Annotated in this window: 9 protein-coding genes; 5 read left to right on the top strand and 4 right to left on the bottom strand. The window is 38.9% G+C overall.

All coding sequences use genetic code 11. From position 1 onward, the window contains the following. Nucleotide 1: 1 nt before the first annotated feature. Together HMPREF0659_RS01825 and HMPREF0659_RS01820 are read right to left on the bottom strand one after the other, a co-directional pair. Nucleotides 2–319, bottom strand: coding sequence for a helix-turn-helix domain-containing protein (locus HMPREF0659_RS01825; protein ID WP_013263999.1), 318 nt, complete (start codon nt 317–319; stop codon nt 2–4). Between the two features lie 386 nt (nt 320–705). Beyond that, the gene (locus HMPREF0659_RS01820; RefSeq protein ID WP_013264994.1) at nt 706–3,729 is read right to left on the bottom strand and encodes a PEP/pyruvate-binding domain-containing protein; all 3,024 of its coding nucleotides are present in this window, start codon (nt 3,727–3,729) and stop codon (nt 706–708) included. A 257-nt stretch (nt 3,730–3,986) separates the two neighbouring features. On the opposite strand from HMPREF0659_RS01820, the gene gdhA reads away from it, so the two are divergent. Together gdhA and HMPREF0659_RS01810 are read left to right on the top strand one after the other, a co-directional pair. Then, nucleotides 3,987–5,324 carry an NADP-specific glutamate dehydrogenase gene (gdhA, locus tag HMPREF0659_RS01815; RefSeq protein ID WP_013263955.1) on the top strand — a complete coding sequence of 446 codons (1,338 nt, stop codon included), beginning with the start codon at nt 3,987–3,989 and terminating at the stop codon, nt 5,322–5,324. A 91-nt stretch (nt 5,325–5,415) separates the two neighbouring features. Then, on the top strand, nt 5,416–6,210 hold the full coding sequence (locus tag HMPREF0659_RS01810; RefSeq protein WP_013264352.1) for a septal ring lytic transglycosylase RlpA family protein: 795 nt from the start codon (nt 5,416–5,418) through the stop codon (nt 6,208–6,210). A gap of 792 nt (nt 6,211–7,002) precedes the next feature. On the opposite strand, the gene HMPREF0659_RS01805 is transcribed toward HMPREF0659_RS01810, so the two are convergent. Together HMPREF0659_RS01805 and HMPREF0659_RS01800 are read right to left on the bottom strand one after the other, a co-directional pair. After that, nucleotides 7,003–7,851 carry a hypothetical protein gene (locus tag HMPREF0659_RS01805; protein ID WP_013264469.1) on the bottom strand — a complete coding sequence of 283 codons (849 nt, stop codon included), beginning with the start codon at nt 7,849–7,851 and terminating at the stop codon, nt 7,003–7,005. A gap of 148 nt (nt 7,852–7,999) precedes the next feature. Then, on the bottom strand, nt 8,000–9,457 hold the full coding sequence (locus HMPREF0659_RS01800; RefSeq protein WP_013263893.1) for a hypothetical protein: 1,458 nt from the start codon (nt 9,455–9,457) through the stop codon (nt 8,000–8,002). A gap of 1,691 nt (nt 9,458–11,148) precedes the next feature. On the opposite strand from HMPREF0659_RS01800, the gene HMPREF0659_RS01785 reads away from it, so the two are divergent. From HMPREF0659_RS01785 to HMPREF0659_RS01775, 3 genes are read left to right on the top strand one after another with little or no spacing between them, the layout of a single operon-like run. Beyond that, on the top strand, nt 11,149–12,888 hold the full coding sequence (locus tag HMPREF0659_RS01785) for an AI-2E family transporter (protein ID WP_013263845.1): 1,740 nt from the start codon (nt 11,149–11,151) through the stop codon (nt 12,886–12,888). Between the two features lies 1 nt (nt 12,889). After that, nucleotides 12,890–13,687 (top strand): hypothetical protein, encoded by a 798-nt coding sequence (locus tag HMPREF0659_RS01780; protein WP_013264691.1) that lies wholly within the window; start codon nt 12,890–12,892, stop codon nt 13,685–13,687. Continuing rightward, complete coding sequence (locus HMPREF0659_RS01775) at nt 13,684–14,799, top strand: AAA family ATPase (protein ID WP_013263921.1); 1,116 nt, start codon at nt 13,684–13,686, stop codon at nt 14,797–14,799. The genes HMPREF0659_RS01780 and HMPREF0659_RS01775 overlap by 4 nt, the downstream gene beginning before the upstream one ends. Nucleotides 14,800–15,036 lie beyond the last annotated feature (237 nt).

The following is a 15,036-nucleotide window of genomic DNA, read 5'->3' as shown; positions in this document are numbered from 1 at the left end:
GCTATCTTTTAGAAGCTCGTTTCTTATTCTTAACGCCTAAGTCTTGTATCATGTGCCCCAACTCATCGTCTTTAGCCAAATGGAGAATATCATCTTCGAGCTGTAAGGCATTGAGTACACGCATTACTACACCGAGCGACACGGTAGGCTCTCCCTTTTCCAAACGTGCGAGGGTAAGCCTTGTGCATTGCGCACGTTGTGCCACCTGATCCATCGTCAGGTCTCTTCGTAATCGGGCGAGGCGAAACTGCTCACCCACTACGTTCAACTTCTCTTGCAGTGCTCTGGTCATCCAGTTGGCTTTGGTAAATCTTGTCATAATGTATCTTTTGTGGTACAAATATACAATAAAATGTTTAGTTTATAATACTTTATTTGTTTTTCTTATAATATTTCTTCATACTGCTGCTTTCTCCATTAGCCTATGCCATCTGAAAGTTGGTCCCATGATATATTTGTTCAATTCATTGAATAGTGGCTGAAAGTCTTTGTCATCTATGGTAAAACTCCATTCAAAGTCCTTTGATATAATGTATTTGCTATAAATCTCAATTCCTGGTAATAGATATTCTGCAACCTTTTTTACCGAGTCAAAATATTTTGCATAAAAGAAGATCAGAAATCAATAAAGCCATCACCCACGGACAAAAATCGTAGATGATGGCTTTACTTTTATAGAATCATACCCTTTCTTAGAGAGGATGTCTACTCCTTTTCCTCTTGAGGAAGCATGATAAGGGCTTCTTGTTTCTTACCATCCATCATTATCTTTAATGGATTTGGGAAACGAACATGGCGTACCCACTGAGTTTCTTCCACAGCTGGAAGAGCATCAAGTACACTGCGCTGATAGAATCCATCTTCCTTATAAGGATTGATAGTAAAGTAGCCTACACCGAAAGAGGTGAGATTTTGAAAGAAATGTGTTCCCTGACTTGGATCTACACGATAGTGTTCCAGTCCCTCCTCAACGATGACACGGGCTGCCGAGATATGTGGCCACTTCACAGGAATACCCAACCAAGGGTCGCTTGAACCCCAACGGCCAGGACCAATGAGCACATAATTTTTGTCAGTATCAAGGAACTTGCGGTTTATCCGTTCTATCTCATCAGCAATAGTTGGGTTGTTAGATGCTGTAAAAGAACTGTCGGTCTTTACATACACAACATCTTGTACATCGTCTGAAACGCCATGTCCCAAAGAGTTATGACTCCGCAAGAGACATTGATCATCAGGAATAGTCGTGAGATCTTCGTCTAACATCTGTTTAGAATCAACGATTGGACGAATCTGCAGGAGATATAATTCACCCGTACGGTCATCATTCAAATTAACAGCAAACTCTATCTCCACAGGGCGACGCATAGCCTCAGCACCGTATGTCATTGCCATTTGTAACAACTCTGGTAGTGGAAAGACGTCCTGTTGGAGGACACCACAGAAAGAGATAACCTTTCTTCCTCCTTCGTAGAGTCCATCATAAATAGCATGGTCTTCGGGAGAATAAGTGGAGGTGATATATTGTAGACTGCCGTCAGCCTCTGCATCTTTCGCACGTAGTTTGAGGATATTAAAGCCGTCATCTACCTTAAAGTCCTCACTGATATGCTTCATGTCGAGAGCATAGAACTGAGTTTGGGTTTCGCGCAAGGCTATTTCCATTTCGCTCATCTGTAAGACTTGATGCGGATGGAACGGACAAACACGCAGCGTCTGCCCACCATCAACAATATACTTACCTAATCCCAATGCCAAAGAGGCAATACCTTCCTCTGCTTTCTCTTCTCCTATCGGATAATAGTTGAGAGAGCGAAGCACACCAGAGATGTTCGGATAGAAATGATCGCCATACTCCTTACCGACAACCTGCTGTAAAATAACTGCCATCTTCTCCTGATCAATGACATTACTTGTGGCAGTCATATAGGCTTTGGAGTCACGATAATATACTGATGCATAGACAGCCTTAATCGCACAAGCCAACATTCGGAGCATTTCATACTTATCCTCAAGATAAGGGATCATATAGGTAGAATAGATGCCTGCGAACGGTTGGTAGTGACTATCTTCCAACAACGAACTTGAACGGACGGCTATTGGTGAGCGAGTAGCTTCAAAGAAGGTAAAGAAGTCGCCTATGAATTCATCTGGCAATTGGGCACGAAGGAAGGCTTGGAGTATCTCTTCGTCGCTTGCATCACTCAAAGCAATCTGGTAAAGATTGTTTTGTTCCATAAAGCTATCGAAGACATCCGTACAAAGAACGACTGTCTTTGGTATCTGTACCTTTGCATTGGGGAAGCGATTGAAGTCTGGTCGGAGTTTAATAACATTATCAAGGAAAGCCAAGCCACGTCCCTTACCTCCCAACGAGCCATCTCCAATACGAGCAAAATGGGCATATCGGTCGAATTTTCGTCTATCAAACAGGGCTACAACACCCACATTGCGCATCCTTCGATAGGCGACAATGGCATCAAAGATAATCTGTCGGTGCATATCTACATCCTGCAGTTTATGCCATGTAATACCTTTTAGGAAGGAAGAAACTGGGAAAATGGCACGTGCAGAGAGCCAACGACTCATGTGATTGCGGGAGATATGATAGAGCATAGAGTCACGTGGAATCGTAAAGATATTATCCTGCAACTCTTTCAAGCTTCGAATACGCATCACCTCCTCACGTGTTTCTGGATTACGGAAAATGAAATCGCCAAAACCCATGTGTTCCTCGAGTAGGTGGCGAAGGTCTACACTCATCTTCTTCGAGTTCTTATCGACAAAGTGGAAACCTTCTGCCTCAGCCTTTTCACGGTTCTCACTCTCCGAACTTTCAATAATCAAAGGGAGATATTCATCTTCTTTCCTTATGGCACGAAGTAGTTTTAAGCCTGCCTCTGGATCTTTCTCTACTACAGGAATGTTCCCTTCTGTCGCAGAAGAGCCCTTATCTTCTACATTATTAATAGGGAATCTTACATCGGAGATAACACCCAAACAGTTGTCTTTATAACGTTGATAGATATCCCATGCTTCCTCGTAAGTACGTGCTAAGACAACCTTTGGACGTCCACGCTGGCGCAAAGAGGCATCGTGTCGGGTCAAGGCTTCAGTGGCAAAGTTCTGACTCTGCGTGAGAATATAGCTATATAAGTTAGGTAGAATAGATGAGTAGAAACGGATAGAATCTTCTACCAGCAATATCATCTGTACACCAACCTCATGGATATCATTGTCTATATTCATCTTATCCTCCATCAACTTAATGATAGAAAGTATGAGATTGGTATTTCCCAACCAACAGAACACATAATCAAAGATACTAAGATCTTCGTTTTGTATACGCTTTGTAATACCATGAGAGAAGGGAGTCAGTACCACACAGTGGATGACTGGGAACTCTGCCTTTACAGCTCTTGCCACATCAAAAGCATCATTATCAGCATTACCCGGCATACAGATAACAAGGTCAATGTCTACGGTATTGAGCACCTTAGAGGCCTCTTCGGTTGTAGACACCTGTGTAAAGGTTGGCGGATAACGCAGACCTAATTCCATATACTCATTGTAGATCTTCTCTTCCACGCGTCCATCATCCTCCAACATGAAGGCATCGTATGGATTAGCTACAATCAAAACATTGTAGATTCGTCGCATCATCAGATTGACGAAACTAACGTCTTTTAGGTAAAAATTACCCCATTCTGCAGGAATTTGCTCACTCATAATCCAAAACTTAATATTGGACAAAAATACAAAATAAATACAAGTCAACCTATCTTTTCGCAACTTAAATAATATATTTTTTATTACTTTGCATACTGGTTACCATTTTTTGCGACTTAAGTAGCTTCCAAAAAGAAAGAAAAAAATGAAAAATTTTTGATTTTCATTTGGACTTTTGATAGAATTTGGATATATTTGCCGTACCATTCTGAACTGAATGATACTATCTAACATAAACAAATAAAAGTCAATTTACTATGGAAGTCGAAAAAATCATGCAAGCACTGGAGCAGAAGCATCCAGGTGAGTCAGAGTATTTACAGGCCGTACATGAAGTACTCATGTCTGTAAAGGATGTTTACAATCAGCACCCAGAGTTTGAGCGCGCAAGTATTATTGAGCGTATTGTGGAGCCTGAGCGCATCATCACATTCCGTGTACCTTGGGTTGATGACCAGGGAAAAGTACAGGTAAACATTGGTTATCGCGTACAGTTTAATGGCGCTATCGGCCCATACAAGGGTGGTCTGCGCTTCCACGCATCAGTAAACCTCAGTATCTTGAAGTTCCTCGGTTTCGAGCAGACATTCAAGAATGCACTCACCACATTGCCTATGGGTGGTGGTAAAGGTGGTTCTGACTTCTCTCCACGTGGTAAGAGCGATGCTGAAATCATGCGTTTCTGCCAGGCTTTCATGAACGAGTTGTATCGTCACATCGGTCCTGACGAGGATGTTCCTGCAGGCGATATCGGTGTTGGTGGTCGTGAAATTGGTTACCTCTTTGGTCAGTATCGTAAGCTGACTCACCAGTTCCAGGGTATGCTCACAGGTAAGGGCAGAGAATGGGGTGGATCTATCCTCCGTCCAGAGGCTACAGGTTATGGTGCACTCTACTTCGTTCACCAGATGATGGAGACTCACGGTCTTGACATCAAGGGTAAGACTGTTGCCATCTCAGGTTTCGGTAACGTTGCATGGGGTGCTGCTAAGAAGGCTACCGAACTTGGTGCAAAGGTTATCACATTGAGTGGTCCTGATGGTTATATCTATGACCCAGAAGGCATTAGCGGTGAGAAGATCGAGTACATGCTCGAGCTCCGTAACAGTGGTAATGATGTTTGTGAGCCATATGCAGAGAAATATCCTGGTTCACAGTTCTTCAAGGGTCGTAAGCCTTGGGAGCAGAAGGCAGAGATCTATTTGCCATGTGCTACTCAGAACGAGCTTAATGGTGAGGATGCCGACAAGATTCTTGCTTACAAGCCATTGTGCGTAGCTGAGGTTTCAAATATGGGTTGTACAGCAGAGGCTGCTGATAAGTTCACTGCAGCGAAGCAGCTCTTCGCTCCTGGTAAGGCTGTTAACGCAGGTGGTGTGGCTACATCAGGTCTCGAAATGTCACAGAACTCTCTCCGTCTCTCATGGAGTCCGGAAGAGGTTGATCAGAAGCTCCATTACATCATGAGCTCTATCCACGAGCAGTGCGTGAAGTATGGCAAGCAGGCTGATGGTTACATCGATTATATTAAGGGCGCCAATATTGCGGGCTTCATGAAGGTAGCGAAGGCTATGCTTGCCCAGGGTGTCGTATAAATAGACCAGTCTTTCTATTCCCTCTCCTGCTTTCTATAGCAGAGAGGGAATAAACTCTATGAGAGAAGGCTGGCGATACTAAATAATTAATATGTATAGAACCAAACTTCTCCTTATAGCGTTATTTGCGCTATGCAACGTCTTTACACTGACTATAAAAGCACAGTCAGATGGTAAAGCTTCTTATTATAGTAACGGATTACACGGTCGCCGAATGAGTAATGGCGAACGTTATGACCGTAATGCTTTTACTTGTGCACATCGCACACTCCCCTTTGGTACACGTCTAAAGATTACGAATCCTCGTAATGGTAAGTCTGTCATTGTCCGCGTAACGGATCGTGGCCCATTTGTTCGTGGACGTGTCGTTGACTTATCCTATGCTGCTGCACGCGAATTAGGTACACTTGCCAGTGGTGTAGCTTACGTGAAGGTTGAGCTTGTACGCAAAGAAACAGAGATACCATTCCCTTCTGAGTCAAATGGTACACTTGAAATACCTGAAATTGAATATGGTACTGCTGGCGTATGCTATGAGTTTATCCCTGAATGGGAAAAGGTTGAAGAGGATAAACCTAAAGAGATTGAGCGCAAAGTAGATACGCACTTAAATTATAAAAAGAATCTACAGCAAGGCAAGGTGGAGAAAGAAAACATTAGCGAGACACGCAAGCAGGTACAAACTTCTACTCCAGCTAACCAGCAGGCGACAAAGACTAAGAGTCAGGCGACAGCCCGTACCACTCCTGCTGCAACCAACCGACAGCAGACTGCTCAGCAGAACAAGTCAACCACACAACCTACTACTTCAAAGAACAATTCAAGTAGCAGTTGGACCAACTTCTTCAAACGTGTGAAGGATGGCGTGACTGGACTCTTTGAATAGAAAGGAATAAGACATAAGCAAGCTGCTCCTCCCCCATCCCCTCCCCCATAGGGAGGGGCGTTAATACCGTGATATCCCCACAAAAAGGTTCTTCTGTTAAATGAGTGGACGCTTTTCGTATTGCTTTAACGTAAGAACCATAGTTACTCATCAAACAAAAACATGGATAAGACTGTTAACTATCTATCCTATTATCATCCTATGCCATTAAAAATCATTTCTTTTTAGACTTCGAAAATATGTAGATAAGGGTTTGAAAAATCATTACATAATTTCGAAGAAAACATCTATAACTAACGGCAAAAACACATATACAAAGTAGCTTCGTAACCATCAGCAAGTCAATTAGTTATAAAGTAGTAAAATAAAAGGTGCTTAATTGAACTTCAAAAGGGCGTTAGTAAGAGCCTTAAAGGGCATCTTTTGCAAGCTAATTAGGCGTCTTTTAGAAGCCAAAAGAGCATGTATTCAAAATTATGATGTGAAAAATTATGACAGAATAATAAATTATTAGCCTAATTAGACCAATTAGACCAAATAGCCTAATTAGGCTAATAGGAATAAGTTGTTTGTAGAAATATGTTTAGCCTCTAATAAACGATTTGGGTTAAAAAGAAATAGAGGCTGCACCAGTTTAATGATACAGCCCCATTCCGTCATTTAAAGTTTTAGTTATCAGTAGTTAGTACTTACACAATAATATCTTTATAATCTCTATTTAATCTTATCCTTTTAGAATCGAAACCGTAAGACGATTTGCTGACTCTTAATGTTTTCTGTTTATCAACAATCTTACTTGCTGGTTCTTATATTGAATTCTGTCACTTTGCTTATACTCTTTTGACCCTGCAAAACAGTTAAAGCAAATCGTGCCATACCGTTCTTTAATTTCTTATCAGCCTTCACAAGTGCTGTGTAACGGACGCCCTTACCGGGTGCAATACTCTCAATGTGGATAGAAGGGCTGACATAAATATGAGCATTACCAGTTGTTTCCAACACCGATGGCTGCACATCACTGATAGCCTTGTTTCCACGATTCATCACCTCAAAGATAATCTTACCTACCTCATTACGTGATAATACGCCATCTTGGTTGTCATCAACAAAACGAGCATTAACTATCTCAATGTTTGGAGTATACTGATAATTACCTGCCAACTTATCCACACTTGACTCAGCTGGTGCCTTTGTATTTGGCTGTGCCGCACTGTAACTGCCTGTATAATCACTGCCTTGGAAATCGTAAATACGGTCGTCGCCAGAGTTAGTGCTATCAAAACCGCTTCCATCTACCCTATTAGGCTGTGCATAGTCGTCTGTCTGATTATAATTATCGTATCCTGATTGATTCCTTCTTTCACGTGCCTTACGCTGTTGTACCTTCTCATAATGGTCGTGTACATCCTCTTTCGTACGTCTGTCAGCCTTTGCTCCTGTAGAAGCACCTATGATAGCACCACCAGCCATACCAACAATCGTACCTATATCTGAACCTCTCGCTCCACCAGCAATACCACCAATAGCGCTTCCAAGAATGCTTCCTAACGAGCCACCTGTTACAGCACCTGACCCTGTATAGGTATCGCAACTGCTCAGCACCACAGCTGCGGAGAGGGAAAGAATTAAAGACTTCTTCATAACTTACAAATTCTTAACGTTGGCAAAATTAGCTACATATTTTCACACTTACAAAGATATTTCCCTACTCAGCGAGGGGAAAACCCTAAAATACCTAAACATATTTTCCACTACTCTGATTTCCAGAAGTAAAAAGCAATAAAATTTATTATTCTTCTATCGGAAGATACAACATCAAATGATCAAATGCTATATAACGTTTATCAGCCCAAGTGATAATACCAATAGCATCATTCAACGTACAGTTTCTTAACTCTTCATGCTCAGAAACAGAAACTCTATATGACTTCCCATTCTCATCTTTTACGGAGATAAAATCTGGTGTTATAGCTTCCAATTCTTGATAGAAAGTATAGGAATAGGCTGCAAAATCATTTACTACCTCCATTCCCTTTTCAGTTGGAGCTACCCAATCATCTTTTGCACGTATCAATTGCATCGGACGAAACCACGACACATCCATCATAAACGACTCAAAAGCTATCATCGTTGGTTTGTCTCCTCCCCTAAAAACAAAGTGTGGATAAGTGATATCATCCTTTGACAGCTTTTCATTGTTCAACCACTGCAAGACAGAACGGGGATGCTGCACACAGGCATAATCCTCACTATTACTATAGAAGCTTACAGTGAACTCTTGCTGATGCAGTTTACCAGCCTCACCTTCCTTCTGAAAATAATGACAAAATAGATAGCTTGTTGCTAATTCTTCCACTTGCCAATAGTCTGGACATTGCTCACTATGCTGCTCACTCAACCAATAACCATCGAGATTAGGATATAACTGGTCCCACTGAACACGCCGACCATTCTCTGCAACCTGCTCTGCACTTGCAAGAATTGACAGATTGCAAAGTACATCAGCCGTAAACTTAACCAATCTAATACGTGTCAGATTCTCTTCCGACTCCTTTAAAGCTTTATGAAAAAGTGTCATCCTTGGCGTCTGTACAAAAAGAATATTACGATGACATACACGTAGAAAGAAGTTATAAACCTGCTCGTATTTTACCTTCATCTCCTTCGCATCCCCTTGTCGAGTATCAAAAGACAAAGGCAATGTGCCAAGCAACATCAACAACAAAACCGCAAGGCAATAAGTATCTTCTTCCTGCAAACGTAGAAGAAGTTCCCTCATCTTCGCATCTTGCTCATCTGTTATCTCATCATCAAAAACACAGACATTGATGATTTGCTCACAACATTCTATCCTCACACCCTCGTCTTCATCCTCATGCAAAGGCTTAAACCTCTCCATAAGCTTTGCTGCTTGTGCATAAGCATCTAACAACCCATTAAGAATAATGCCCGTTTCGTCATACCATTCACGCTCCAACTCGTGAAACACGGCTCTGCGTAAAAAAGCATCTTTTCCACCTACACGACCAAAGGAATTGTTTCCACTGCCCGCCTTTCCTATATGTTTCCACAGCTCTTCACCACTATTATATAATAGTCTAAGCCGATACACAGCATTCAGTTTTGCCTTTATAGCCTCGTCTTCAGTATCAGTCTTGACAGACTTTCCGCACGTCTTAGCCTCCTCAGTACTTAAGTTGATAGTCTTATCGTCTATATTCATATCTCTCATTCTTAGCTTTGTCATCTTCTATCTGCCTACAAATACTACACAGATACAAGTCCTGTCAAACGTTTTCTATTATTAACACTACTTTTCACCCTCAATCTGTAAAGAAGATTCCGAAGTTCTTTCCTATAATTTTGAGTTCTCCTTTCTTCATATATTACTAATCGCAGCACTTAAGCTACTCTTCCGCAAAAATACAAATTAAATCCTTTGTGCCTCTCACAATTAAATATTTATTTTGCAAACAGAAACAAAAACCTAATAAATTATGAACAAAACAACATTTATCTTAACGATTGGTATTACATTACTCTGTAGCACAACTTTACTCACAACTACCAGTTAAATTGAGTTTTCCTGTTCATAGAGGAGTAAATAGTTCCTACCTTTCAACTATGTTTTATTAACTTGTGATAGTACAACTCATTCCCTACAAAGAAGTTGCTTCCTTCACAACAAGACTGAGAATTATAATTTAAATCATCAAACTTATGATCAGAGGTTATATAAATTTCAGATGCGACAACTGCAACAACACCTTTCGCGCATTAGACATTGAGTACAATGCAACAATATTCTCTGTCCCAATGCCTTGCCCAAAGTGTAACAGCCAACACACTTATATCCCAAGTCTAAGTATATTCGGCTTTTACCCTTTCGGCAACGACCGTAACATATATAAAAAGATTTGGGAAGAAATGGACAAAAATAAACTTAACGAAGTCTAACAAGTATATCTCATTCTGTTGAATACAGGACAGATTTCCATACTCTTCAAATGATTCAACCTATATCAAGCAAGATTATAACTCCACTCTCTTCGGAGATGGCATTTTTGTTTTTCTTTACTTTATTTCGATATTATTTTGTTATGTCTAACAATTTCCTTATATTTGTGCCATATTTGGCGGATGACCTACAAATCACTCGCCATTCACTGCACAAAACTTGCAAACGAGGTTATTCGACCCGGTTAAATCTGGAAAATTCAACTAAGGAGTCGTCACTAATCGAGTTTAGGCAGGTTCTGTGCCCCTATCCTATATGGGGGCATGGACTGTCTTTACTTTATTTTGACTCCAAGGTGTTTTCCAGAACCGAACCGGATAAATAAAGATAAAGCGGGCCGTGTCCCCTTTCTTCTTTTTTATCCTCGTCTAATACAAACATAACTAAAAACAATATAACGACAATGGAAGACTTCGCACATAGCTATGTTCAACTTTTTGATGAACATTGGCTCATCATCTTCATTCTGTGGGCTATTAATATCATTTGGATGTACAATCAAGATGAAACAAGAAAGTCTGCTGGATGTGGGTGCATAACACCCATAATAGCATTTATACTTTATATTTTATTTAAAACTCACTAACAAACTTCAAACAGATAAAAGTCACATTATGATTAGAGGATTTACAAGATTTAAGTGCAACGAGTGTTCTAAAAAGTTTTGGGGACTTGATGTTGAATGGAGAGCTACTGCGTTCACCACACCATTACAATGTCCCCAATGCAAAAGTTTCCACACATACCCTGTTGGAATATTAGGTTTAGGGACAGGAAAGGCAAAACTTTATAAAGGAATATGGGAAGTATACGATAATCTACCTAACAAATAATAATCCTTACTCAAACAAAAGAGACTTTTAGCTTGAACAAATAGAATATATGATATATTGTAAATAATAAAAAAGTAGTAAATAATAATGAATGATAAGAATAATCAACTACAAGAATGGGCTGAATTAGATTGCGATTCCATGAACTTTGATGAGCTCGAAAAAAAACTGAACTCTGAACTAGAAGAGCAGATGGCAGATTTAAAAGGATTGGAATTAGATAGAGAAAAAATCGGAAATCCTGACACTATCGGCCATACTGTGATGAATGTCGTTTGGGAACAGTTTATCAATCAAGTTGGAGTTATTGCTGGTGAAGACTTTATCAAAGAAAATCGTGGATTAACGCTTGATCTACGTGATTCGGCTCATATTCAAACTACTGAAAATTTCGCTGCTGGAGAAATAGCCACACACAATAATGAAATTGACTATCAGGAAAGGTATGACGATTGGCAAAATAATTTTCAACACGATAACGAGGGGAACATTATAACTCACCAGACCAGATCAGGCAAAGAAGAAGCAACCTTAGTTCCTGGTGCGAGAAAGGCATTCGATAAAGGGAGACCTGCAGGTTCAGTTGAACGCGGTACAGATATGGATCATACCGTCTCGGCTGGCGAAATAATCCGTAATCCAGAAGCAAATGCACACATGACGCAAAAAGAACAGATCAAATTTGCTAATAGTGATGCTAATTTAAATGAAATGGATTCAGGGCAAAATCGTTCAAAAGGAGATAATCCTACAAAAGTTTGGCTTGATACCCCAAATAAAAATGGACAAAAGCCAGATGAGATATTTGATATATCTGAAGAGCAAAAGAAGAAATATATAGAAAAGGATGAAGAGGCACGAGCTGAATTTGAGAAACAGAAGAAAGAAGGAGAGCAACGTTCTATCGAAACAGGTAAACAATCTCAAAAAAAAGAAGCTATACGTATTGGTGGAAAAGCACTTCGAGCTGTCGTTATGGGACTTTTGGCATCTCTTATCAAAGACATTATTCGCAAATTAATTTCTTGGTTCCGTTCAGGAAGTAGAAAACTTAGTACCTTCATTGACAGCGTCAAAGCAGCTATAAAATCTTTTGTATCAAATTTAAAAGGACATTTGCTTAATGCAGCCAACATCTTTGTGACAACAATTGCCACTGCTATATTTGGACCTGTTATTGGCATGATTAAGAAAGCATGGATTCTCCTTAAACAAGGATATAAATCTGTAAAAGAAGCTATCGATTTTTTGAAAAATCCAGCTAACAAAAATATGCCACTTAGTCTTAAGATGATGGAAGTAGGCAAAATTGTTATTGTGGGATTAACAGCTGGAGGCGCAATTGTACTTAGTGAGGCTATTGAGAAAGGGCTAATGACTTTCCCTGTGTTTGCTTTCGACATACCTGCAATAGGATCTCTTGCTAGTCTTATTGGAATGTTCTTAGGTTCGCTTGTTAGTGGTATTATTGGTGCATTAGCATTAAATCAGATAGACAGACTTATCGCAAAGAAATTAAAAACAATCAATACTCAACAACAATTCTATAAAAAAAATGACATTCTAGTAACGCAAGAACAACTAATTAAAGTTTATGAGAGTAAAGTTGAAAACACTCAAAATAAAACTATTGAAAGTATTAAGAAAAGACATACAGAATGTGCAGATTTTATGAAAGAATCAATCGAAAAGATTAAAAGTAACTCCGAAGAGATATATGAAAACTCAATAGAAGAAGCAGAGATAATTGAGGATGAAGAAAATAATCAATCTGAAAACGAGGAGACTTTAGACAGCATTACCGATATTTTAAAACAAATAAATTGACATGACACACGATATAATAAAATCCAAAAGGTTTGAGAATGCGAAAAACGAAATTCGCGAACTATCACAAGATGTGCCAAATATTTCCTTACAGAAATTCAAAACAGAGGCTTCTATATTTTCATGGAATGATCATAATATAACTGGAAGTGAAATTAATGAATCACTCGTATTACCATTACAAGATACATTGATCAAACAAAATGTGATATTTGCTAGGCTTTTCAAAATCTCAGAAGAAGTCTATAATGCAATAGACTACTTAGACCAAGATTATATACAAGGACTGAAAACAGCAGTGAAGTCTGCAGAAATTGCTAGTAATCAAGCTAAAGATGCAAGTCAACAAGCTTTTGAAGCTTCAACAAAAGCTACAACTGCACAGGGTGATATAAAAAAAACGATTAAAGCATTAGAACTTACAGTTGCGACTTTAAAAGATTTTATAGAAAAAATAAATCGTACTACAGCCCATATTAATAGCAACATAGAAAACTGGAAGCAGTATCAAACCTTACTTGAGTCTTATCAGCATCTTAATGATATTGATAGCATCTGGACTGATGTTGAAAAACATAAAGAACACCTACTTGACTGGCATGAAAAACTGGAGTTATTTATAAAACAAGGTAATACCAGACTTGAGAGAATTGAAAGGTTAATCCAACAGGCTGAAAATGATAACACACTTTTACATCAACAATATAACAAAAAACTTAAAATTGCATATTGGATTGGTGGGAGTGCAACTGGATTAATAATTGCGAACTATATCCTTCAAATTATAGGACTATTATGATAGAAAACAAATACGAAAAGAAATTGATTGACAATGCAATGTATTTAGATACTGTCACTCAAAGCAAAGGTAAGATTGTGGAATGTGCAAAAACAATTATTAAAAATAACAAAAACGAAGCAATACTTTTATGCAGATACATAAGTGACGCAACAAAGCACAAAAACGCACAAATTACAAAAATTGCTATATCAACAAAAGACGCACTTATTAGTTACTATGGCTATAAAGAATTAAAAAATATTTGTTCTAACAAAACAAATCAGGAAGAAGACTATAGTTTAGAGGAGTTAATGACCCAATTGAACTCGTTGATTGGATTAGAGAAAGTAAAATCAAAGGTTAATGATCTTATTGCTTTCCAGAAAGTACAACTATTAAGGAGAGCAGAAGGGCTTCATACTACTAAAAACACTATGCATTTAGCCTTTACTGGAAACGCAGGCACAGGTAAAACTACTGTTGCAAGAATCGTCGGAAGAATATATAAAAAAATTGGACTACTTTCAAAAGGGCACTTTATGGAAGTATCAAGAACAGACCTCATTGCTGGCTATCAAGGACAAACAGCGTTAAAGGTAAAAGAGGTAATAGATAAAGCCAAAGGAGGTGTATTATTTATTGATGAAGCATACAGCATAACAGAAAATGACCACAGTGATTCATACGGACGAGAATGTCTTACAGAACTAACAAAAGCATTAGAAGATTATCGTCAAGACCTTGTTGTTATAGTTGCAGGCTATCCAGAACCTATGGAAAAGTTCTTTGATTCTAATCCAGGACTGAAATCTAGATTCAACTCCTTTATTATGTTTGAAAACTATAATGACGAAGAACTTTTTAATATACTTCAAAATATTTGTGATAAAGAAGATTATTTTATTTCAGATAATCTTAAAGTAGAAATAAAAAAACATCTCAGTAGAGAAACAATGCATGAGAAAAAGCAATTTTCAAATGGAAGATATATTCGTAACTTATTTGAAGAATTGATAATGCAACAAGCGAGAAGATTATCCTCTATCAAAACACCTACTATTGAAGAACTAAAAACTCTGTGCACAGATGATTTCAAAAAAAACGAAATTATCCTGAAAGAAAGAGTTTAAAAATTATCAAACAATCAACATTACAACTAACTTCCCAAAATACAACTTAACCCCTCATACGTGAAGTATTAGCACAATTATACGGAACATCTGTACAAGAAGCTGCAGACATCATAGGGAACCAACTTGACTGCGCTCCGCACGAAGACATCTCTGGCTATATCTTTATGGTACCTAACTGGGCACATAAATGGTTCCGCCACAATGGCTATGTGTCAAGAATGTTAAAGTAAAAAC

This window comes from Prevotella melaninogenica ATCC 25845, from assembly GCF_000144405.1.
GTDB lineage: Bacteria > Bacteroidota > Bacteroidia > Bacteroidales > Bacteroidaceae > Prevotella > Prevotella melaninogenica.
This window is presented reverse-complemented; position numbering and strand designations above follow the sequence as displayed.